The following is a 23405-nucleotide window of genomic DNA, read 5'->3' on the forward strand; positions in this document are numbered from 1 at the left end:
GCGCTTGCCTGGACAAGACCTCCTCCCCACATCGACCGGCAACGGGCCTAGGGAAACAGGGCATTCATGGGCGTCGGGGAAGACTTTCAAAAATTCAGGGACACCTACCAGATCACGAGCGAGCTGATCACGTCGATCTCGTATCGCTACAAGCGCATCACCCGCCAGCTCAACACCGATTTCTGGAGCACCAATTCCGACACCGCGCACAGCCTCTATGTCGGCTCCTACGGCCGCGACACCGCCGCCAAGGGCCTCAGCGATCTCGACATCGGCTTCATCCTGCCCAATGCGGTCTACCACCAGTACAACGGCCATCAGGGCAACGGACAATCCGCCCTGCTCCAGGCCGTCAAGCGATCGATGCAGAAGACGTATCCGACCTCGGAGATTTCCGGCGACGGCCAGGTCGTCGTGATCTCGTTCAACGACAATCTGACCTTCGAGGTGCTGCCGGCGTTCGAGAACCACAACAGCGATAGCTGGACCTATCCCAATGCCAACAACGGCGGCAGCTGGAAGGTCTGCAATCCCAGGGCCGAGATTGCCGCGATCAACACACGTAACTCCTTGACCAACCGGAACCTGAAATATCTGTCCCGGATGATGCGCATCTGGGCGCGCCAATGCGCGGTGCCGATCAGCGGCATGCTGATCGACACGCTGGCCTACCAGTTCATCGAAGCCTACCAGTATCGCGACAAGTCGTTCCTGTACCATGATTTCATGGCGCGCGATTTCTTCGACTATCTCGCAAAACAGGATCAGAACAAGACGGCCTGGCGCGCGCCCGGGAGCGGCTCCCACGTCCACCGCGCGGGCCTGTTCGAATGCAAGGCGCGCAGTGCATATCTTCGCGCCACGGAGGCGATCCAGTACAATGACGACAATCACGAATGGTCCCGACGACAAAAATGGAGAGACGTATTTGGCTCCCTTTATCCCGGCTGACCCGGAGCGCTACGCGTTCGAGAGCCAGGTCCGAGAGTGCTACGGCCGATGCGCATACAGCCATAAGACGCAGCAGAAGATGGCCGAGGGCTGTGCGTCCCGACTCGGGCACATCAAGCTCGGACAAATCGTGCTGTCCGCGCTGACGACGGGCGGCGCGGTCGGCGTCGTCTTCGACCGGAATTCGGTCGTCTACCCCTACGCGACGGCCTTGCTCGCGGTTTCGCTGCTCGTCCTCAACAGTTACGTCAAGGACATCGATCCCGGAGAAGCCGCGCAGAAACACCGGGAAGCCGCCTCGGACATCTGGAACATAAGGGAAGCGTATCTCAGTCTGTTGGCCGACAGCCGCGATCCGACAATTGCTCTGGCGGACCTACGACAACGCCGCGACGATCTGCAGACCCAGCTCCACAAGATCTATCGCATTGCACCCCACACAAGCAGTACTGCGTACGGGCGCGCGCAGGATGCGCTGCAGAACAAGGAAGATCTGACTTTTTCGGATGCCGAGATCGACGCATTCCTGCCAACTTCACTCAGGCGGACCGTCAAACCCGATCCAGGACCAGCCTCATAGAAGGCGCGGGCCCGTCACCAAGAGCTGGCCGGACCGGTTAGCGCGCGGGCGGTTTCGGGGGACGCCCCCGGTTTTTCCTGGCACCCGTCCCCGTGCACGCAAGGCCGGCTTCGTCCCTTGCGCGACCACGGAGCCCGTTGGCAGCACAAGCTCTGCGACCTGGACGCCGAGCGCGGAGGTGATCTTGTGCAGCGACAGCAGGGTCGGATGGGGCTCTGCGGCATCGATCTCACTGACCAGGGCCTGGTGCAAGCGCGTTTCGGCGGCAAGGTCGTACTGCGTCCAGGATTTCAGCAGCCGTCGTTCCGGACGTTTCGCGCAAGCAATCGCTGGGTATATGCCGGAGTGCGCCGCACCCGGCAGGATGATGCATTTCGGAAGCTCGGGCTAAACATGCTATAGCGTATGAAATAAGCGTTGGCGTGCCCTATGCACCGATTTTCTCGGCGGATCCCGCGCTTTTTGCGGTCTCCCGACGTGGCGAAACCAGCCTCAAGCCCATGAGGCTTGCCTTGGCCCTATCGTTGCCCGAACTCCGAGCAACCCGGCCGACAAAAGCGGTTTTACCAATTGAGAGCGGCCTGGCAGAGCGGCCGGCGCAGGCTGTCAATATCAACCGGACGTCGAAAGGCGCTGCAGACGCCGGTTGTCAAGCCGGCAGTTCACGATCTCAGAGAGAATAATGTCCTGCCGCCCAGCATTGCTTCGGTGTAGCATATAGGGGCGGCCAGCGCCTCGTCGCCTCGAAGGCTGGACCGGCCCGATCCACCCGCTTATGGCTCGCTTGGGGTCAGCTAAGGCGCGATGACGCAGATATCATTCCCGTTCTGGCAGGCCGGCCCCGCGCGCACCTACTTTCCAGCAGAGCGAGCGCGCGCTTCGCGATCCAGAAATTCGATCGTCTCGTCCGGCACACCGGCTCGTTGCATTGCCGCCTTTGCTGCGACATGAAAGGCCTCTCCCGGCTCCGGCACGCGTTCGAGCAGCTTGAGCTGTTCGCGAGCCTTCCCGATCGGATCGAACGTAACGTCTTTCGTCATGGCGTTCTCCCAACATATTCCTCGAAGGCAGGTTCCTCGGTCGTTGTGCTATCAGCCAATGCGTAGATCTTCGGCGCTCATCTTGCCCAAACGACCGGTCTTCAGCTCATAACTAACGCGCGCCCCCTCCGCGAGACCGGTGTAGCCGGGCCCTCTCGACCGCGCTGATGTGAACGAAGACGTCAGGTCTACCATCTTCCGGCTGGATGAAGCCGTATCCCTTGGTCAGGTTGAACCACTTCACAGTACCCATTGCCACGGCTTTATCTCCAAATTGAACTCTCGCGATCTATCGAAGAGTAGCGCCATCGTCAAAGGCCGCGCGCAACACGCCGTCACGCCCGCCCTTTTCGCGTGCTCAATCGTTTCCGGCGTGGTCGGTTCGGGCGCGCGATCGGTCGTGGCGGGGTAGTTGACAAAGACGGTCGCTCATCAGACTCCGGCTGCCCGGCTTGCGGTTGGGTCTGGCCTTGCGCTGCACTCCGATCTAGCTGCTCAAGCGTATCAAGGACCTTCAGGCCTTCGGGCGTGATGGTCCAATACCCCACCTCCCGGTCGATTAGCCTTTGTCCGAAGATATCCAGGTCCGGCGCACGACTGGCGATGCGTGTCATGGGGGCAGGCCACTCTGGCCCGCTACTGTAATAGATTGCGAGGTACTGCTTGACGACTTCCATACTCGCGCGACCGCCCGGTTGGCCGGCAAGTATCTTCAGTATGGATAGCTGAAAACTCACGCGCGCAACGCAAATGAATCACTGAAAGGAGCATCATATCGGCGCTTGCCACGGCGACGTATCGCCTACCTCCTTTATATGCGCCAAGAGGGGCGCGGGATCGGCCTCTACCGCAAGCTTGAGGCTTATCGACTCCAGGAATTGGGACAAGATACGTTCAGCGCCAACCGCATCCTGGGGCACGGAGAGGATGAGCGCGACTATGCGGCGACCGCCGATATGCTCAGGGCACTCGGCCTATCGCGGATTACTCTTCTCAGCAACAATCCAGACAAGCGATCCCAACTCGAGGGACTGGGAATTGCAGTAGCCGCCGTTCGAGCCACCGGGGTTCTTGCCGGGCGGCACAACCTTCGCTACCTCGAGGCCAAGGTGAGACAGGCCGGCCATACCATCGATTTGGCTACCGTATAGGCTGACTGCTTAGTTCGCCGAACCTCCGTTTGCGTTGCAATAGCGGGCCTTATGGGCGCTGCGCTGGGTCAGGTCGCTTCTGGGAGCCGGGCCTTGGAGCTGATGTTGATCGCGACCTCGGCATGCCCTAGACTAGCTTCCGCGCCAATTCAGACAACCAATTTAGTACGAGGATTCTATCGATAGGTGACCGGCGGCGACCCTTTTGGGCTACCGCGAGTTCGCCGGTTGCGGTCGGTGCGTGCTCACTTGCGTCAACCAGAAATTGCCGTAGGCTTTATCGGGCAAACCTTTCGTAGCGGACCAAGGTCCGCGCGAAGCGATAAACTTTACTGCGAAGCACCCTAGAACACCGGTAACCGCTGAAATAGTTGAGCAGCTCGCGAGTGTCATGCGAACTGGTGAGGAGCGAGCGGTGACGATCGAGGGTTTGCAGAAGTGGAATGACGGCCCAGCCAAGGTGTTGGCAGTTGTCCTGCATGGCTGGGGCGGCAGCCCCAAAACCATGGAATATGTGATCGAAGCGACACAATTTGCCTTCGCGAGGCAGGGTGTCGACGTCTACGCGCCGCAATTGCCCTACGCCTACCGCTTGAGGTCCGTTCGCGCGGAGAAAATAATCATCGATCTCCTGGGTGCGATCAATAGCATCGTCGCCCAGCATGGAACATATAAGCGCATCGTCATTGTCGGCTTCAGCCTCGGCGGCGTATTCGCGCGGCGGCTGTTTCTGACCGCCGCGGACAATCCGCCGCATTTTCGGCGCGGGGCGACGTTCGAAGGGGCAGAGTCGCGGCCGTGGGCGTCACTGGTCGACCGCTTGGTGACCATCAGCGCGTTCAACCGCGGCTGGCAGGTCACGGGGCGCACCGACTGGTACTCGTCCTTTATTCTCAATCTGCTCGGCTTGATCGGTCATCTGTCGCCTGGCGACTGGCGCCCGACCCTCTTTGACGCGCGCCTTGGCGCGCCCTTCATCGTGCAGACCCGCCTGCACTGGCTGGCCTACCGCCGATGGCATGCAGACATCAGGGCTAAGAGGAAGGCCGGGATCGATTTGGAGCCGCCAGTACCCCGCACCAAGGACCCGATCGTGGTTCAGCTGGTCGGCCGGCAAGACAGTTTCACGTCGCCGTTGGATCTGGTTGATATCTCGGTCGACGGCCATGACCCGTCGTCGCCGTCGCACGACCGGCGCTACTTCTATGTTGAAATGCTCAACACCAATCACGACCGTGCAACGGTCTTTGATGGTACGACCGACGGCATCGCGCGGCGCCAGCTGTTCATTGATTCGCTAACACTGCCCCGGCGAAATCTCGATAAAATCGCGAGCGACCCTTCATTGCTGGCGGATGACATTCCGCAGGTCGATCCAACCGTCACGGATGCGGTGTTCATTATGCACGGCATCCGTGACGACGGCTTCTGGACGCACCACATCGCCAAAGCCGTTCGCGAACGCGCGGCCACCAGCGCGCCCAGCATTCGGGCGCGCACGCCGAGTTACGGGTATTTCGCGATGCTGCCGTTCATATTGCCGTGGATCAGACGGCAGAAAGTTGAATGGCTGATGGATCAGTACGTCGGCTGCAGGGCGCAATTTCCCAAGGCCGAGTTCAGCTATGTTGGCCATTCCAACGGAACCTATCTTGCCGCGCGCGCGCTCAAGGACTATGCGGCGGCAAACTTCAAGCACGTGTTCTTCGCCGGCAGCGTTGTCAGACCGGATTACGACTGGATCAGCCTGGTGCGGGACCGCCGCGTCACCAAAATCCACAACGTTCGAGCTGCCGCCGATTGGGTTGTCGCGCTGTTGCCTAAGAGTGTCGAACGCTGGAAGAAGCTCGATCTCGGCGGCGCCGGGTTCGACGGCTTCCAGCAGGCGGGAAAGGACCCCAACGTCACGCAGCCAACCGATTTTGCCAACGGCACGCACAGTGCGGCGATTGCGGAAAGCCAGTGGCCGCATATTGCGGCGTTCATCGTCGATGGCACGGTGCCGCCCGCATTGCCGCAGACCGATTTCGTTCCTTCACAGGCCGCCTGGCTGAAGCCGCTCGCGAAATCCCAACTCGGATTGCCCCTACTTGTTCTCGTCTTCGGGATCGTGATCCCGGTGCTGTTGGCCATGCCGCTGTTCCGATACGCGACCGGAGTGGGGCCGGCATCGCCGCTGGATGATCTGAACGGCGGGGAAGCGATCGCGAAGACCTTCGTCTTCGTAGGCTATTTTCTGCTGTTGAAGTTCGTCATCACTCGGGTCTGATACGTCATCTGGGGTCAAGAGCGCCATTTGGCAGATCAGCCTTACGGTAGCGAGGGAAGGACACTATGTTTGTCATCGACCTGGCGAAAATTCAACCGCTCGACATTCTCCTGGCCCTTGGCGTCTATAGCGGGACGCTGGAGGGAGAAAAGTCCAGCGAATCGGTACTTTCTCGAACGCCTCAAGGGCGGGCAGTGGGAAGGGTTCACCGCGACCTGGCGGTCGTAGACGCCGCCGTAGCTACCGCGATCGCGAAGTCGAAGACCTCGTGAACCACCTGGTCGGGCTCCAGCGAAGCTCAGCACGGCCTTCGCGGCGCATAAGCGCGGTCGCTAGCTGCGGCGCAGCGGGTCTCCACCAAGTGCTAGTCCAACTTGCGCGCTAAGCCAAATAGCCAGCTTAGCACGAGGATTCTATCTAAAAGCCCGTAGGCCAAGTGATATCGAACGATTTACTCGACCAATGCGACATCCATGTCTGATCCCAAAGAAATCTTGGAGGATCTTCCCTGCGCGAGTATGACCACGGTGCACCGCAGACCCGTAGGTCCGCCTGCTACCTCAATCAGTAAGCGTACTGGTCCCAGCGCACATCCTCGGCTATCGGCAACAAAACCCATTGTGGTATAAACTGGCGGACCTACACGTCGCCAGACTGGGATCTTGGATGTCGGAAACCCCTCAGCACAGCTCCCCACATGTCAACGACAATGTGCTGCTACAGCAATGGCAGACCCCTTTCGGGGCACCTCCATTCGACAAAATCAGGCCGGAGCAGTTTCCGCCGGCCTTCGACCAAGCCTTTGCCGACCACTCTGCCGAAATCGCGGCCATTGCCCATGATCCGGCAACGCCGGATTTCGCCAATACGATCACGGCGCTGGAGCGCTCCGGTAAGCTTTTGACCAAGGTCGCAGCTGTTTTCTACGACCTGGCCTCGGCGCATTCCAATCCGGCCATCCTGGAGATCGACAAGGATGTCTCCTTGCGCATGGCGCGGCACTGGAATCCCATCATGATGAACGCCGTGCTGTTTGGCCGTATCGCCCAGCTGTACGAGAACCGCAGCGTGCTCAAGCTTTCGCCGGAGCAGCTTCGCCTGCTGGAGCGAATCCACACCCGCTTCCACCGCGCCGGCGCCGGCCTCTCCGACGAAGCCAAGACGCGAATGGCCGAGATCAACGAGCAGCTCGCCCAACACTGTACAACCTTCAGCCATCATCTGCTCGGCGACGAGCAGAATTGGTTCATGGAGCTTGGCGAGGCCGACCGCCAGGGCCTGCCCGAGAACTTTATCGCGGCCGCCGCAGCCGCGGCGAAAGACCGTGGCTTGGCTGGAAAACCTATCGTCACGCTGTCGCGCTCCTCGGTCGAACCGTTCCTGAAGAGTTCGGGCCGCCGTGACCTGCGTGAGAAGGTCTATAAGGCTTTCACGGCGCGCGGCGACAACGGCAACGCCAACGACAACAACGCGACCATCGTCGAGATACTGAAGCTGCGGGAGGAGAGCGCCAATCTCCTGGGCTATCCCACCTTCGCGGCCTACCGGCTCGAGGACTCCATGGCCAAGACGCCCGACGCGGTGCAAGCCATCCTTGAGCAGGTCTGGAAGCCTGCCCAAGCGCGGGCGCTCGCCGACCGCAACGAAATGCAAGCACTGATCAAGAAGGAGGCCAATTTCGATCTCGCCCCTTGGGATTGGCGATACTATGCGGAAAAGCTGCGGTCCCGCCGCGACAATTTCGACGAAGCCGCCATCAAGCCCTACTTAGCTCATCACAATATCCTCGCTGCCGCCTTCGACTGCGCCACGCGTCTCTTCGGCATTACCTTTGAGGAGCGCAAGGACGTGCCTGTGTGGCATCCGGACGTCCGGGTCTGGGAGGTCAGGGATCGCGACGGCAAGCACAAGGCGCTTTTTTATGGCGACTACTACGCCCGTCCCTCAAAGCGCTCCGGCGCCTGGATGACGTCGCTGCGCGACCAGCAGAAGCTCGACGGCGAAGTCACACCTCTCATCGTCAACGTTTGCAATTTTTCCAAGGGCGCGGACGGCCAGCCCTCGCTACTGTCGCCCGATGACGCCCGCACTCTCTTCCACGAGTTCGGCCACGGCCTGCAGGGAATGCTTTCGAACGTGACCTACCCCTCGCTGTCAGGCACCTCGGTGTTCACCGACTTCGTCGAACTTCCCTCGCAACTATACGAGCACTGGCTGGAGCAGCCAGAGGTCCTACGGCGATTCGCTCGGCACTACCAGACCGACGAGCCGCTCCCGGACGACTTGCTCCAGCGGTTCGCCGGTGCACGCACATTCGATCAGGGATTTGCGACGCTCCAGTTCATTTCATCAGCGATGCTCGACCTCGAATTTCATAGCCGGCCTGCATCAGCCGCGCAGAACGTGCGTGCTTTCGAGAGGAAGGTGCTCGAGAAGATCGGCATGCCTCCAGAAATCGAGCCGCGATATCGGCCAACCCAGTTTTCCCACATCTTTGCCAGCAACCATTACGCCGCCGGCTACTACAGCTACATGTGGTCTGAGGTGATGGATACCGACGCATTTGGCGCCTTCGAAGAGGCTGGCAATATCTTCGATCCCGAGATTGCAAAGCGCCTGTACGACGAGATCTACTCGTCGGGAGGCTCGGTCGATCCGGAAGAGGCATATATGGCTTTCCGTGGGCGCTCACCGGATACAGAAGCCCTCCTACGGCGCCGGGGACTCTTCGGCCGCGAGGGGAAGCGCAACCTCAATGCTTGGATTAGCAATCCGCGGCCGATGGTCGACGAACCCTTCCGCGTCTCAATCAACATCGGCATCCCTCGGCATCTCGCAGATGCCTCGGTCGATTTTCCTGAACCGGACTGGGGCGAGACGGCGTCTGTAGATCTCATTGTCGCAGTCTCCTGTCTCGACTGCGATGTTGACCCAAGCTGGCAACCACTCACGCTTCCAAAGCGCGGCGACACTGAAACAGTCGACTTCTCTATTACGGCAAGAGGAGCCGGCAGTAACGAGTTTACGGTCAGAGTCTATCTCGCCAAGCAGATGATACAGCTCCAGTCGCTAAGCTTCACCGTCATGGTGGCGGAAGTGCAGCGACAACGCACGGCGGCCATGCAATGACCGAAACACCCCTCTCGATCACGCTGAAGGAAGACAATTCAGACGGTTTCAGCCTGCCGCGGGGCTACGACCATGAACTGGCTCTTGAGAAGGCCGGCGCGGTTGATATCCAGCAGAAGGACCGCTACTTCGAAATATATCTGATCAACAAGAGTTATCGCCGTAGCGAACCCGCTATCATCAATCTGAGTCATGATAGCCTATTTGATGTCGTCCAAGAGTGTCGGAGCGCATGGGAGAAGGCGCTCAAAGACCTGGAGACCACGCGTGACCACCCTAGCGGCGCGGGGCAGATTCCGTATCACCCTTATGAGAACGAATGGCATAGGCCAGTTGAAGACGAGGCATTTCGCTCACTTGGTGCGAAGTTAGCTCTGGCCGGCAACGACCTGTTCGTCAGCATCTTTGAGCGAAGCGAGGACGGGAAGCTTGATAGAATTGCGGCCAATCTGCGTGAGATCGCGCGGACAGGGAGCAACATGCTGACGGTCAGTACCACGCATTTCCACATTCCATGGCGAATGATTTACACGCACCCTGACCCGGAGGGCGAACTTGCCTCCGACGGCAGCAATTTCGAGCCATCCGGATTCTGGGGGTTCCAACACGTTGTCGAGCAGTATCCCAACAAATACCCAATCAGCGACAGATTGAACGCTCGCGACGGCAAGCTTGACTTTGGCGCGGCACTGCATGAGCGCATTGATACAGAGTTTAAGGTCAACTGCATAAAGCGGCATCGCGACTTTATTCAGTCGAGCACGAACATGTTGACTTACGCCGAATGGACGACAATCCTCGGGCTTGAAAAGGGACTATCTGCAACGCCGTTCGAGCAGCAGGTGGTTTACTTCCTTTGCCATGCAGATATGGCGAATACTTCCAAGTCCCCGGAAATCGCTCCCACCTTGCATCTCGCCGATGGCGAAATAAACGTCGCCCGGTTCCGTCGGCTCAGGAAGAAGTTCGAGCCAAGCGGCCCGCTCATCTTCATCAACGCCTGTCGAGGTGGTCAGCTCGGCACATTGGTACGCGAAAATTTCTCCTTTGCATCGCAATTTCTCGAACAAGGCGCCGCCTGTGTGGTCGGACCACAGATTGAAGTCCCGGCTGTCTTCGCCGGCGAGTTCGGCAACCGCTTTTTCACGGAATTCTTGCAGCGCACCGACCCACCGCCACGAGCTGGCATGGTTCTGCGTGAACTCACACGACAGATGTGGAAACGCAACAATCCGTTTGGCTTGGTCTATAGCCTGTATGCAGGAGCTGATTGTCATATCCGCTGGGCGGAGAAGGTTACTTCATGACCGATCTGACGCTGGACGGCGCGAACTTCTCCAAGTTCGCGATGCTATACCTCGACGAGACCGGCCGCTTCATCGAGATTGGTGACCCTAATCGCGACGAGGCCCGATCGGTCGAGACAGATGAGTTGGAGAGGTTTCTGAAGCGCACGATCTCATTGCCAAAGGGCGTTACCGACGTCTTTGTCTGGGTGCACGGCTGGCAAAACGACGAGTTGCGCTCGGTATCCACAGCCAAGCGGTTATTCGCTAATCTCGAGGATTGGTTCCAGCGTGAATCGGCCCGCTATCGCGCCCTCGGCACAGTTGTGCCTGGATTCGTCGCGGTTCATTGGCCCTCGAGCTCGCTACCTACGCTCTCGGGGTACAAGAAAATCCGTGATCGAGCAAAGCGTATGACCACACAAGGCGAGGCGGAGTTCTTCCTAGCTTCGCTGCTCGGCTATCTCGATCGAGATAACCAACGCACGCCTCAACGCAAACTACTTAAGGCCAAGGACGGGTTCTATGTGCATTGTCTGGGCCACTCGTTCGGTGGCCGGTTCCTGGCTGCAGCGATCAAGGCGGCAGCGACGCCGGTACCACAAGAACGGAAAGTACTGGCGGCACATCGCGAGACCGGCTCGGCCTTCAACGTAGACAGTCTCTGCGTGCTGCAGATGGCTGCCGGCTGCAGGGCATTCGAGAGCGAGTTTGACGCGCTGTTGAAGGGGCCCATATGTGGACCCATCGTGCTAACAAACTCATCGTCAGATAGAGCTCTGTGCACTTGGCATTCGCTTAGCGAGGGCGAACCTGGCATCGGATGCAGCGGTGCAATTGAGCCGCGCGACCGCATCGGCTCAATCAACTTGCTCTCGATCGATACACCATATCCGGCCACTGCCTTCAATAAAGACATCACCAATGTGAACGCGTCCGAGTATTTTATCGGAGGCGGATGGATCGAGGGATCACATTCACAGTTTTGGCACACCGAAACTATGCACCTCATCGCAAGCTTAGTCGAACAGGTCAGATCGGCGTCCTGATGAAAGGCGTATCCGACACTTTTCGCTCAACCCCAGACCTACGGGGCCACGACTGAGGCGAGGCAACGGGACACCGGTTACGGATCGGACGTCCGAGGGTAATGGATCGCGTCAGGGCCGCCTTGTTTTCCGGTAGAGCCGACGTGACAGGGGACGAGCCACTTCCCTAACTTACGCGCGGCCTACGCAAGCGTAACGCCATCGACGGCGACAATGGTCGATGGTCACGCCGGCGGCGGCCATGCCGCCTCCGGCGCGTCGTCACTTCTTCTGAAGCTTGGTCACCGTGTAGCCAGAATCGCCGTTCTCGGCCTCGAACTCAACCTTGATCTGTTTGAGCACTGCCGGATGCTTCACGCGGTAGACCATGGTCATCGGCTCGTCCATTCCGAGGCTCTTTGCAGGACCATGCTTCGATGTGACCTTCCCAGCCGCCTCATCGATATTCTTAATCTCGCCGCTAATTGCGTCGCTTTGTGCCCATGCGCCGTAGAGAACACAATTGAAACCAGTACGCTGGCGACTTTCACGATCTTCATTTGACTTCCTTTGCTTCAGTAGAAATGTCTGGCTTGTTTGCGATAGGCATCACTTGACGGTCACGGTGCCGACCATGCCGGACTCCCGGTGCCCCGGAATCAAGCACGCAAACTCAAATTCACCCGCTTTGCTGAACTTCCAAATGATCTCATCGGCCTTTTTGGGCGCCAGTTTTTTAGCGTTCGGATCGTCGTGCTCCATGTTTGGATGCTTCATCATGGCCTCGGCATGCTTTTGATTGTCCGCTGTGGAAGCAGGGACGAATTCATGGTCGAGTTCGCCAGCATTGCGCAGAGCGAAGTTGATCTGCTCGCCCAGCTTCACGTCGACCTTAGAGGGCGTGAAGAACATCTTCCCGTCCGCCTCTCCCATCGTGATCTGAACCACTCTTACGGACTTTGTGGAATCGCCGGGTTCGACTGCGGCGTATAAATCGTCATGGCTGTGGTTGGCTGATCCGGCACCTGCCCATGCGAGAGCAAAGGCAAGCGTCAATACTGCGACCGTAAATGCGGCCGTCGTGATATGTTTCATCGTTTCAGTCCTTGTTCTTGCGAATTGGTTGGATCGCGCCGGGATTACATGCCTTTCATGCCCTTCATCTCCTTCATGTCGTGTTTCTTGGGCGCGTTCGTCGGGCTATCCCTGCGCGGCGCCTGAGCCGAAGGCACTTCGACCTCGTAAGCGACAGTGCCAGCTCCGCGCAGCGTACAAGCTTCCAACGCTTGCTAGGCAAGTACGAAATTGACGATGATTGAAAGAGACGGATTCGCCTCGCAAGCTTGCTACGCTTGGAAGGAGCGCGCTATAATTCCTGCAGCGCTGCTGGTGTCGGCGAAATAGCTATAGGTTATAGCACCACCGATTGCATGCATCGGGTCCCGCTAAACTCAGCGATTTTCGGTGAATGGCGGAACTTTCGTCAGCGTCGAAACTCGCACAGCGTCACAAATCACTTCAACATCGCGCTTTCGATGAACGTTTCATTGAGTGGTTGATGATCTCATTGCCTGCGACGCGTTCGCGTCACTACTGCGCGTGCTGCTGATGTTGGCGCCGGCGACTGATGCCGCCGATGACCGTGATGACTATCCCAGATGGCAGGGAGCGCCTTTTCTCGTCACTCCTCCGTCTCGCCAGCAGCGCCAGATGCCATCGCCTCGTACGCCTCTTCTGTCGTCTTTTCGATCTTGTGTTTCTGGTAATCGACCAAGACAACGATCGGCTTTGGGAGATCCTTCAGCGGCTCGTCGAACTCGGCAAGACGCAGGCAAATTACGGGGCCGCCATAAACTTGTGCATGGAACAATATTGAATGTCGGCTTGAACCGACTGTCTCTGGCAGCAGCGCGAAGATATGCAGATCCCGGCCGGCCAGCGTTGGCAATTTACTGAGACGCGAAACGGTATCCTCGACTTTGCCTTGACCTGTTCGCGCGTATTCAACAGCTCGATCAAACGCTGCGTGTCGAACTATTGCCTCACCAAGCAGGAATGCAGAGAGATTGATGCCAATCTTGGTCAAAACCCGGCGATCGGCTTCCGGATCTGAAGAAAATCGGGAATGAATGTCGGGACCGTCGACCTTTTCAACTTTATCCGGCAGAACCGACGGCTGCCAAACACTGGGAAAGCGTCGCAGGAGGCTCAACAGGGTTGCAACGCTTCGCGGTGCGGGCACCCGGCATACGATCTGCCCTTCTGGCCTTTTGAAGATCGCAGAAGGCAGTATGGCGTTCGGATCGACCATTGCTGGCCGGACGCGCTCCTCGTACCAAATGCAAGGCTTTGGTACTTTTGCCACTGCTTGCTGCTGCCCGGCCACGTAGAAGCGTCCGTCCCAGGTCACGGGCATCGATAGAAAGATGGTCTTGCTTCCGCTGCTCTGCTTTTCGATGATTTCGATCTGATCGAGCTGTAGCAACTCCGCTAGTTCGCGCAGGAATTCGGTTGTTTCCGTTGTGTCCCCACCTGTCACGGCATGCTCGAAGTCGCCGTTATCCAGCAATCTTGCGATGATTTGCGGCAACGTGATTGGCTGCCCACCCGTCACCCAGCGCGCAACGAGTAAACGTCCGCTGCTCGGTTCATGAAAATATGTCAGATCGGCATCGACTCCCGGCTTGGAGGCCTTCTTGCCCGATCCCCTGCCCTTCTCCTGAAGAAATAGCCGGGCCCAGGCCGCGCCGGACGAGCGCAGGAACTTGGTTTCGAGCTTTGAAAAAATGTCGGTGTTACAGACACCGCAGACGAGGTCTTTCAGGAGCCACGTGTTGTCGTCTCCGCCTAGCCCGGCCGAGACCACGTGCTCGGCCGTATATGGGCCTGGGTTTCCGCAATAGATGCACCCATCGACATGTCGATCAGGCATATTAGACTCCACAATAATGACACGTCTGCGCGACTGAGCTCATTTGCTTGCCCAGCTCACAACTTCCAGCAATTCTGCAAGCTTGCGCTGCCGATCGGATCCATTGTCACGGCGGATAGCGCGCTCCGCGCAATGGGCCAAGCTCGCCCGCAGAAGCTTCTCTTCGACACGCCGAAGCGCCGCTCTAACGGCCGAAATGCGAGTGACAATTTCGATGCGGCAATGGTCGCTATCCACCATTTCCGACAACACGCGAACTTCGCTCTGGATAAGGCTTAAGCGGTTTCGGTAGGATGCTTTGACGTCACGTTCCACAAGATCGCATATAAGCCCTAAGAGTACGTCACGCAAGAATTCGGCCGACTTACCGCCTTGGCCTCGCGGCGGCGCGCGGTGAGGATGTACTCGGTGTAGCCGTTCGGCTGCTCGCGCCTCTTGAAGACGAGGTCGCAGGCGACCTTGAAGGCGACACCGTCGAAGGTGGGTGCCATCGGCTTGTAGATCGCATCGCCGGCGTTCTGTTTGTCGACGACGACGGCCATGCGCTTGAGCGATTCCATCACCTGCGCTTCGGTGATGACGCCCTGGTGCAGCCAATTGGCGAGATGCTGGCTGGAGATGCGCAAAGTGGCGCGGTCTTCCATCAGGCCGACATCGTGGATGTCGGGCACCTTGGAGCAGCCGACGCCCTGGTCGATCCAGCGCACGACGTAGCCCAGGATGCCCTGGCAGTTGTTGTCGATCTCCTGCTTGACGTCGTCGGGCGCCCAGTTCGACTTCGACACCGGAATGGTGAGGATGTCGTTCGCCAATAACTCCACGGCATCAATCGGCACAGCCCAGCAACGCGCAAATGGTCAGATTTGTCGAACCATGGGCAGCCGATCCGCGCTCTCTGCATTTGACTGGCTCCGGCCAATAATTCAGAGAAACCAACGTCTTAGCGCATTAGCAACCTTCGGATGCATTGGCGAAAAGCGCAGGGCGAATAAGACTTAGAACACTTTGAAGGTAGTCGTTAGTTGTAGTCACAGGTCATTTCGTTCTTCGAAATGTCTCTCGTTGACGGCTCACCACCTTTGGCGAAGGAGAAGTCGATCCAATCCTTGTTCTTGGTCTCGAGCGCGGTTTAAATTGGTCGTGCAGCGGAAGGTAACCAGGCTGCGGCGCGCAAGAGATCAACAACGATGGCGAGATCCTCCACTATGTCACGGAGGTGCGCGTGTTCGGCTCCTATCTCACCGAAATTGATGATCTCGGCGACCTCAACGTCGCCATCAAGATGGAGCAAGGCGGATCGAGGGGGAATGGGTGAAGCCGCCTACGCTCTCGCCGACAAGAGCGGCAGGACTTTGAGCTTCTTTCAGAGGCTGACGTTTCCGGAGACCGAAGTGCGGCGCAGGATCAAAAGAGCCGTTTGCCGCGCATCTCGCTGCACGAGATAAGCGAACTCGACGACAACTCTGAGCGGCAAGACCGTCGTGTGCCAGCTTACGCGTTCGCGCCCGCGTCTTCTTCGGCAGAGCTGCATGCAGCCGCTCGCCTGAGACCAAACTATTGATATAGCGCGGTTTTTAAGATTTCTTGACAGAACCCATATTGGGTTGCATCCTCCCCAATATGGGAATGACAGGTACTCCAACGAACCTCTCGGACGCGTTGTTTTCGAACGTGCAGCAGCGCGTGCTCGGACTCATCTTCGGCCAGCCCGACCGAAGCTTCTACACTTCAGAGATCGTTCGCACCGTCGACTCCGGAACGGGTGCGGTCGAACGTGAGCTGCGCCGACTGCAGGATAGCGGCCTCGTCACGGTTCAATGGATCGGAAATCAAAAACATTATCGAGCCAATCCCGATTCTCCAGTCTTCGGCGAACTGAAGAGCCTCGTGTTGAAAACGGTGGGATTGGCGGGACCATTGGCAGAAGCGCTGCGACCTGACGCCGACAAGATACAAGCGGCGTTTGTATTCGGTTCAGTCGCGAAAGGCTCGGACACGGCGGCGAGCGACATTGATCTGATGGTGATCGGCGACGATCTCGATTACAGTGATCTGTACACGGCGTTGCAGGGCGCCGAGAGCAAGCTACATCGCAAGGTGAATCCGCTCTTTCTCAGGCGCCAAGACTGGCAGCGCAAAGTCTCTCGCAACGACTCCTTCGTTCAACGAATCAGCACGCAACCAAAAGTTTTCATCGTGGGATCGGAAAGAGCCCTTCAAACATGAGCAAACCCGAGCTCGACAATCTCGTAAAGATCGAGAAACTCAAGGACGAGCCACCATCGCGATCTGAATACGATGGCATGCTGAGCGCGGCAAAGACACGGCTGCGCGATGCGCAAAACGAAGACTTATAGCCAGTTTGACCTAGCCTACGGCGCCGCGCATCGACTGGCTGCAGCCACGCTCCGCCGGGAGGGCTATCGTTCTGAGGACCGCATCACTGTGTTTCAGACGCTGGTCCACACTGTCGGCACGGACAAGGCCGACATACAAATTTTCATCCGGGCACATAACGAGCGAAATCTGGCGGAGTATGAAGGCCGCACCGAAATCGACGGGGAGCTGTTGGCCGAACTGATCCGTTGCACGAAAACGCTGGAAGCGAATGTCGCCAAACTCGCACCGCCCCCGGAGGCAAAGAAGGGGCCCTAGATAGCGACCTTACGCCGCCGCGAGCAAAGCGGGCGACGCGCCCCTTCCTTCATGAGCTTGCTTGCTGCCTGATATATACCGGGACCATGGGACGTTCGCGCTGGTCATGATGCTTGCAAGAGTCAGAGCCCCGCTCACGACATCGAGACAGCCGAAATTGTCACTGTTGCTTGAGCAAGCTCTGCGCCGGCGGCGCAAGCGAGGTGGATAAACATGGGAGCGCTCAAGATCTACAGAAGATATCCGCTTCGCCTTCCTAGAGTCGATTCGCAAGCGTCATAGGATGCTCGTCTTGTCGAGGATGGGCCGAGCTGTTTCTGAAAGCTAACGCTCGACGACTTGGCTCGAAGCTGCATATCCATGCTCTCGTTTCTGATGCACGGCTAGAAATGCAAAGATGAAGTCGCTCAAGCTGAGTATCGACGACTGACATGACCATGGGTCACATTCTCCACAGCGTCCTCGTCCAGGGGCGTCTTGCTTTCGCGATGCGGCGCGCAGCGGCGGCCCGTGGCCGAGAACTCGGCCTTCAGATTATGACGCCCTCCTTGCTGGCAGCGCGCCTTGCCGGCGGGCTGCTGCGGCCAGCATCGCGCGATAGCATTGAGAATGGCATTCGCGCCGCTCTGGGCGAGTCCCACCTGCTCGAGGACATGGCACCCATCGCTGGACTTCCCGGAATAACCCGTGCCCTACTTCGAAGTTTGCAGAATGTTTGGCGTTCGGGGTTCAACCTGCGGTCGGGCCCGAATGCGCAACATCCTCGCATCCGAGATCTGGCACGGATTGAAGATTCCGTGCGGCGTCACCTGCAAGCCGGAGAACGTCTCCCATCCGATCTGTGTGATCTAGCCCGCACCAGGATTGGCGACGCCCCTCGCGTGGTCGGATCGCTCCGCATCGAGGGCATGCACGCCATGGATCCCATTTGGCGTCCTCTGATCAATGACCTGCTTGGTGTCATTCCGATTGAGTGGGAGGCGCCCGCCCATTGCGATTCTGACTGGTTCAACGGGACACAGCGGCGGGCCGCCGCTGGAGATGGAAGACGGCGCGCCGTGAGTTGCGCCGATCCGCGACATGAGGCCCTCGAGGCCATGCGATGGGCCCGAGAAGTCCTCGCTTCCGGTTGCGCCCACGCATCCGACATCGCAATCGCCGCGACGGCGCCAAGTTCTTGGGATGACTATGTGCTCTCGTTTGCTGCCGCCTCTGGCTTACCCGTGTGTTTCATGCACGGCCGACCGGCACTTGCGACACGGGACGGGCAACGGTGTGCGGCTCTTGCTGATGTGCTGCAGGGCGGCTTAAGTCAGGCCCGCGTGCGACGCCTCATTGCTCTGGTTGCCAACCAGGGAACGGCGCTGGACGACCTTCCCGATGTCTTGCCTGTGTCTAGCGAAGCCGCCCTCTCGACTGCTTCCGATTGGGAGCGAGCCCTCGCACCTCATCCTGCAATCGCATCGATCCTGATGCCCCTCCTCAAGCTGATCGGAAACGGCCCAAATGCCGCCGAACAGGCGGGCAGTCTCCTGCTCCGCGGCCGCTCGCGCTGGCTTTGGGATGAAGCATTACGGTCGGCACCGGCTTCAGCACTGATGTTCTCGCTTCAGAGCTTGCGTGTCGCCGAAGAACGGGATCCTGCGAATTCCGTCACCTGGTGCACGGTCGATCAGCTTGCGGCAGCACCGCGCCGCTTCGTATGGCTTATGGGCCTGACGACGGGTGGATGGCCCCGGACGAGCGGACTGGATCCGATACTCCCCAGTTACGTGATCCCGACCGCATTGGTCGACCCGGATCCATTGGAGGCAGCCGATCGCCGGAGCCTCGCCATCGTTCTGGCCTCCGCCGAAGAGGTCGTTCTTTCCACCGGCAGGCTCACCAGCGAAGGCAAGCGCGTTGGCCCGAGCGCCTTGATGGACTTGGCCGGGGATGTCGACATCCTTTCCCGCGACCGGCAGTCTCATCATGCGCTGACTGAAGCCGACCGCCTCCTTGCTCGGCCGCAGGATAGACGCGCGGATCAGGTTATTTGCTCAGGAATGGCCGCCTGGTCCAATTGGGACTCGCGAACCCTCACGCCTCACGACGGACTGGTGCGGCGAGATCATCCCTTGCTGTTGACGCTATTATCCAGACCTCAATCGCCCACGTCACTGTCCCGACTGCTCCGCGATCCCCTCGCTTACGTCTGGTATTACGCCCTGGGTTGGCGTGATTTGATCCACAAAGAACGTGCGCTTGTGCTGCCAGCGGATGACATGGGCCGGCTGGTTCACGAACTCCTCCGCCGCGCCGTCGATCAACTCGAACCCCAGCCCGGGTTCACCGTGGCTGCCAGGCACGAAATCGAGGAGGCTCTCGCGATCGCATCCGCTCACGTGACGGAGAGCTGGCCTTTGGCCACAAACGTGCCACCGCCGGTCCTTTGGACCAATACAGTGAGGCAGGCGGCCGAAATGAGCTTGGCTGGCTTGACCTTCGAAAACTTTTCGGAGGCCGGAACGCGCTCATGGACTGAAGTACCTTTCGGCGGCGAGGTTCGCCAGGCAGATCCGCCAGCTTCCCTCCCATGGGACCCATCCCGACCCGTCATCCTGCCAGGTACGGACATTCGCATTCGCGGAACGATAGATCGGCTCGATCTGAGGGCGGCCGCTGCGGCTGTGCGGGTCACTGACTACAAGACTGGTCAGAAGCCAAAGGCGCCCAACCTTATGAACGTCGACGGCGGTGCCGAGCTGCAGCGCGTGCTCTATTCCCTGGCGTGCCGTCAATTGCTGCCAGACACAAAGCCTCTGATAGCCCGTCTGATCTTTCTTCGTCCCCCGATCATCGCCTCAACGCTCAAGAACCCGGACGGGTTCGTCGATCTGGTTACGGCCTGGGTGGTGCTGGCGCGTAGCACCCTTGAAGCTGGCATCGTCTATCCAGGCGTGGCGGCAATGCCCGACCGCTTCGGCAAGATCGCCCTTCCAGCAACGAGCACCTATGTCGATCGCAAAAGCAGCGCCATTCGTGAAGCAGCCGGCAGGGAACTCACTGCCTATTGGGGGACGAAGTGAAGTCGACCGCTGATGACAGGGAGCGCGGCCGCGCACTCACCGATCTTGGCGCAACGCTTCTGATCGAGGCGTCGGCCGGCACGGGCAAGACTTCGTTGCTTGCGGGGCGGGTCGCGATGCTACTTGCTGCCGGTCGCAGTCCCCCGAGCATCGCCGCGATCACTTTTACGGAGCGCGCTGCGGCGGAGCTTCGCGCGCGCGTCGACAAATTCGCGGGCATGCTCGTTAATGGCGCTATTCCCAAGGACTTGGAGCCAGCGTTTCGCCGACGCCCTCTGAGCGAGGAGCAAGCCGAGGCGCTCTTGAGCTCGCGACCGCGGCTTGGTGAAATCACGGCGTCGACGATCCACAGCTTCTGTCTCGACGTTCTCCAAAGCTATGCGATCGAGGCCGAAATTGACCCGGGCGCGGTCGTCATGGACGCGGACCAGACTGACCTCGCTTTCACCTCCATATTCGACACCTGGCTCAACGAGCGGCTCGGTTATGATGCACAGCCAAACGACCCCATCGTCGTCATGGCGGCTCACGATCCGACACTGGCCGTGAAAACCCTCAACTCACTGGCCAAGTTTCGCCGCTCCTATCCCGAAGCTCGCCCCTTGGCTCCGCCGCGTTATGCCGACACCATCCATGATCTCATGGATGCCGTTGGCGACTTTCGGCGTTGGATCGCTCGCGTGGCCGCGCCGAATGACGCTGTTGAGGACGTGGGTTCACTTGAAGCTCTGGTCAATGTGCTCGAGCCGGCATCCTCAGGCGCGCTCGACTTTTCGCAGCTGTGGACGCTCGTGCATCCCCAGAGTGCTGCCCTGCTCCCCCGTGGAGGGCACACACTCGCCCGCTACAAGAGCCGCATCAATCAATGGAACCGGTCCGCAGGCAAAGCCGACGCTGGCCGGCTCTCGGCGGAATGCCAACAGCACTATGAGCGGTGCGCCGCTCTCTTTGCCGATTCGCTGGGAGCGATTGCCGACACGCTCTTGGCCCGCTTCTTCGGCGAGACAGACACGCTTATCGATGCCTTCGAGGCGTTCAAGCGCAATGCCGCGGTCCTCGATTTCGACGATATCCTTATTCGAACCCGCAATCTGCTGCGCTCGAATGAGAAGGTACGCGCAGCCGTCGCCGCGCGTTACCAGCACATTCTCATTGATGAATATCAAGACACCGACCCTCTGCAGTCAGAAATACTCTTTCTCATCGCTGGCGAACCAGGCACCTCGGACTCGTGGGACACTCGCAAACTTCGACCCGGAGCGCTTTTCATAGTCGGAGATCCCAAACAGGCGATTTACCGCTTTCGCCGTGCCGATCTCAAATCGTACCTGCGGGCACGCTCGGCCATAGAAACCCAATATCCGGGCAATGTGCTCCAAATCACGGCCAATTTCCGTTCCGGGGAGAGCATCCTCAAGCACGTTGATCGGACCTTCGAGGACCGGCTGGCAAGGCAGCAAGGTGGCTATGCTTCACTCAAATCGACCGTCGTCGAGGATCCAGGCCGGATTCAGAGTATCGCAAAACTGACCTATGACGTTCCCGCGGACAGCTTCGTAAATCCGATCCGCGACCTCGAAGCGAAAGCCGTTGCCGATCTTTGCGCCAGCCTGGTCGGCAATGTGTGGGTACGCCGCTCTAGCGGCGAGATCGCGCGCGCCGAGCCGGGCGACATCGCGCTTTTGGTCCCTCGGCGGACGCAGCTCTGGCGATACGAACGAGCGCTCGAGGACAAGGGCCTGCCGGTCGCTTCTCAGGCGGGAAAGAATCTTTATCGGCGGCAAGAAACCCAGGATTTCGTCGCTCTCGTGCGTGCATTAGCCGACAGCCGCGATACCCTCGCTCTCGGAGCGGTTCTCCGTGGCCCCCTCGTTGGCATCACCGAGCAGGAGCTTCTCAATATAACCCATGCCTTGCAAGAGAAAGGTGAAAGCACCTTCCTCAACCTGCATACAAATCTGGCACATGTGCAGCACCCCGTCGCGCATCATGTGATGAGCGGCCTGCAGGACCTGTGGCGCAAGCGACGCGGAACGACCCCCCACGCGCTGCTGTCGGAAGCCGTTGAACTGCTTCGCATTGTTCCGAATACTGCCGGTCGCCGTTCCGATCAACAAGCCCGCGCCCTTGGTAACATCAGTGTCCTCCTCGAGCGCACGCGCAGCTACCACGTCCGCGGCCTCAAGCAACTCGCTATCGATCTCAGCTCCGAATGGGACTCGGAACTGGCGACCGACGAAGCTCCGCCCGACTATCAAGGTAGCAGCATCGACATCGTGACCGTCCATAAGGCAAAGGGTCTCGAATGGCCGATCGTCATCCCGGTCAACTTTTTGACGATGCCGGAGAGCGACGACCATTTCTTCCATCGCTCCGACGACAACAGCGTGCATTGGACGCTTGGAGACATCATCTCGAGCACCCTTGGATCAGCGATCGCGGCCGACCGGGCGGAATCGGCGGACGAGCGAGAGCGGTTGCTTTACGTCGCTTGCACGCGCGCTCTTGATCTTCTCGTCCTTCCCGCACCCAGCTGGACACCCGACGCTGGCTGGGCCAAGTTCTTCGATCTGGGTCAATCGGAGCTTGCCGAGATAGAACCTCCACCGCCTCAACGTCGGGAACCGCGACTTGCCGCCGCCCCGAACATTCAATCAGCCTCGGTCTTTGCCAATGAGCGCGAGCGCATCGAGCAGTCGAATCCGAAGATCACCTGGCGCCGCCCCAGTCGTGCCGACATCGATCGGGAGTTGCTTGATCGCGCAACGATTGACGTTGGCGCAAGCGAGGGAAGCGCAGACCTTGGAACCTTCATCATCGGTGCCGGCGCGCTACGCGGGATTGTCCTCCATAAATTGATGGAGGAATTGCTTACTGGATTGGCTGCTCCTGACCTTGCGGATCTGGCCGAGCGGGCCGCGCGCCTGACGCAAGAGGCCATCACCGTCGATACGCTCCCTCCTGATCCGAACGAAATGGCGTCGACTGCAATGCGCACATTTTTGCTTAAACCGTTGCAGCCCTATATCGTAAAGATGAGCGCAGAAATTCCGCTCTATGGTGTGCGATCCGATACGATTCTTGTGTCCGCACGAGCCGACGCCATCGCGTTCGAAGCTGAAAAGCCTGTCGCTGCATTCGATTGGAAGAGCGATGTTGCCCCCTCGAGTAGGGACCATGAGGCATATGCGAGCCAACTGCTCGAGTATCTCGAATTGATTGGCGCCGAAAGGGGTGCAGTCGTCTACATGACGTCGGGGGACGTTCGATGGGTGCAGCGTGATGCGAGCGCCAACGCCTGACATACGAAGAGATA

At 59.1% G+C, this 23405-nt stretch carries 17 protein-coding genes and 3 pseudogenes; 13 read left to right on the top strand and 7 right to left on the bottom strand.

What is annotated here, in order from left to right; genetic code table 11:
• The first annotated feature begins 66 nt into the window (after nucleotides 1-66).
• Together QA645_RS40720 and QA645_RS40725 are read left to right on the top strand one after the other, a co-directional pair.
• Nucleotides 67-951 (top strand): nucleotidyltransferase, encoded by an 885-nt coding sequence (locus QA645_RS40720; RefSeq protein WP_283046611.1) that lies wholly within the window; start codon nucleotides 67-69, stop codon nucleotides 949-951.
• Nucleotides 929-1531, top strand: coding sequence for an SLATT domain-containing protein (locus tag QA645_RS40725; protein ID WP_283046612.1), 603 nt, complete (start codon nucleotides 929-931; stop codon nucleotides 1529-1531). Before QA645_RS40720 ends, QA645_RS40725 begins: the two co-directional genes overlap by 23 nt.
• An 851-nt stretch (nucleotides 1532-2382) precedes the next feature.
• Here the strand turns inward: QA645_RS40725 and QA645_RS40730 are convergent.
• Together QA645_RS40730 and QA645_RS40735 are read right to left on the bottom strand one after the other, a co-directional pair.
• The gene (locus QA645_RS40730; RefSeq protein WP_283046614.1) at nucleotides 2383-2571 is read right to left on the bottom strand and encodes a hypothetical protein; all 189 of its coding nucleotides are present in this window, start codon (nucleotides 2569-2571) and stop codon (nucleotides 2383-2385) included.
• 51 nt (nucleotides 2572-2622) lie between these two features.
• Nucleotides 2623-2830, bottom strand: a pseudogene (locus QA645_RS40735) (cold-shock protein).
• A 523-nt stretch (nucleotides 2831-3353) separates the two neighbouring features.
• Between QA645_RS40735 and QA645_RS40740 the strand changes: the two are divergent.
• From QA645_RS40740 to QA645_RS40765, 6 genes and pseudogenes are all read left to right on the top strand, one after another.
• On the top strand, nucleotides 3354-3722 hold the full coding sequence (locus QA645_RS40740; RefSeq protein ID WP_283046615.1) for a hypothetical protein: 369 nt from the start codon (nucleotides 3354-3356) through the stop codon (nucleotides 3720-3722).
• A 415-nt stretch (nucleotides 3723-4137) separates the two neighbouring features.
• The gene (locus tag QA645_RS40745; protein WP_283046616.1) at nucleotides 4138-5991 is read left to right on the top strand and encodes an alpha/beta fold hydrolase; all 1854 of its coding nucleotides are present in this window, start codon (nucleotides 4138-4140) and stop codon (nucleotides 5989-5991) included.
• 65 nt (nucleotides 5992-6056) lie between these two features.
• On the top strand, nucleotides 6057-6263 hold the full coding sequence (locus QA645_RS40750; protein ID WP_038976012.1) for a hypothetical protein: 207 nt from the start codon (nucleotides 6057-6059) through the stop codon (nucleotides 6261-6263).
• Between the two features lie 394 nt (nucleotides 6264-6657).
• Nucleotides 6658-8718: pseudogene (locus QA645_RS40755) on the top strand (M3 family metallopeptidase); the annotation flags it as partial.
• A gap of 398 nt (nucleotides 8719-9116) precedes the next feature.
• Nucleotides 9117-10427 (top strand): CHAT domain-containing protein, encoded by a 1311-nt coding sequence (locus QA645_RS40760; RefSeq protein WP_283046620.1) that lies wholly within the window; start codon nucleotides 9117-9119, stop codon nucleotides 10425-10427.
• Nucleotides 10424-11455, top strand: coding sequence for a hypothetical protein (locus QA645_RS40765; protein ID WP_283046622.1), 1032 nt, complete (start codon nucleotides 10424-10426; stop codon nucleotides 11453-11455). Before QA645_RS40760 ends, QA645_RS40765 begins: the two co-directional genes overlap by 4 nt.
• A gap of 261 nt (nucleotides 11456-11716) precedes the next feature.
• Here the strand turns inward: QA645_RS40765 and QA645_RS40770 are convergent, their stop codons facing one another.
• From QA645_RS40770 to QA645_RS40790, 5 genes and pseudogenes are all read right to left on the bottom strand, one after another.
• Nucleotides 11717-12013: a copper-binding protein gene (locus tag QA645_RS40770; protein ID WP_349253198.1), complete on the bottom strand. Its 297-nt coding sequence runs from the start codon at nucleotides 12011-12013 to the stop codon at nucleotides 11717-11719.
• Between the two features lie 30 nt (nucleotides 12014-12043).
• Nucleotides 12044-12529, bottom strand: a complete 486-nt coding sequence (locus QA645_RS40775; RefSeq protein ID WP_283046623.1) for a cupredoxin family protein — start codon at nucleotides 12527-12529, stop codon at nucleotides 12044-12046.
• A 586-nt stretch (nucleotides 12530-13115) separates the two neighbouring features.
• Nucleotides 13116-14366, bottom strand: coding sequence for a hypothetical protein (locus QA645_RS40780; protein WP_283046624.1), 1251 nt, complete (start codon nucleotides 14364-14366; stop codon nucleotides 13116-13118).
• A gap of 39 nt (nucleotides 14367-14405) precedes the next feature.
• Nucleotides 14406-14681, bottom strand: coding sequence for a metal-sensing transcriptional repressor (locus tag QA645_RS40785; protein WP_283046625.1), 276 nt, complete (start codon nucleotides 14679-14681; stop codon nucleotides 14406-14408).
• 17 nt (nucleotides 14682-14698) lie between these two features.
• A pseudogene (locus QA645_RS40790) lies at nucleotides 14699-15172 on the bottom strand (malate synthase G); the annotation flags it as partial.
• Between the two features lie 820 nt (nucleotides 15173-15992).
• Between QA645_RS40790 and QA645_RS40795 the strand changes: the two are divergent.
• The 5 genes from QA645_RS40795 to QA645_RS40815 all read left to right on the top strand — a co-directional run bounded on the left by QA645_RS40795 (nucleotide 15993) and on the right by QA645_RS40815 (nucleotide 23391).
• On the top strand, nucleotides 15993-16592 hold the full coding sequence (locus QA645_RS40795) for a nucleotidyltransferase domain-containing protein (protein ID WP_248889801.1): 600 nt from the start codon (nucleotides 15993-15995) through the stop codon (nucleotides 16590-16592).
• Nucleotides 16589-16723: a hypothetical protein gene (locus tag QA645_RS40800; RefSeq protein ID WP_283046628.1), complete on the top strand. Its 135-nt coding sequence runs from the start codon at nucleotides 16589-16591 to the stop codon at nucleotides 16721-16723. Before QA645_RS40795 ends, QA645_RS40800 begins: the two co-directional genes overlap by 4 nt.
• A complete protein-coding gene (locus tag QA645_RS40805; RefSeq protein ID WP_283046630.1) occupies nucleotides 16701-17021 on the top strand; it encodes a hypothetical protein in 321 nt (106 codons plus the stop codon). The genes QA645_RS40800 and QA645_RS40805 overlap by 23 nt, the downstream gene beginning before the upstream one ends.
• Nucleotides 17022-17938: 917 nt before the next feature.
• Complete coding sequence (locus tag QA645_RS40810) at nucleotides 17939-20089, top strand: PD-(D/E)XK nuclease family protein (protein WP_283046632.1); 2151 nt, start codon at nucleotides 17939-17941, stop codon at nucleotides 20087-20089.
• The gene (locus QA645_RS40815) at nucleotides 20086-23391 is read left to right on the top strand and encodes a UvrD-helicase domain-containing protein (RefSeq protein WP_283046634.1); all 3306 of its coding nucleotides are present in this window, start codon (nucleotides 20086-20088) and stop codon (nucleotides 23389-23391) included. The genes QA645_RS40810 and QA645_RS40815 overlap by 4 nt, the downstream gene beginning before the upstream one ends.
• Nucleotides 23392-23405: the final 14 nt, after the last annotated feature.

The organism is Bradyrhizobium sp. CIAT3101 (assembly GCF_029714945.1).
In the GTDB taxonomy this organism is placed as follows: Bacteria; Pseudomonadota; Alphaproteobacteria; order Rhizobiales; family Xanthobacteraceae; genus Bradyrhizobium.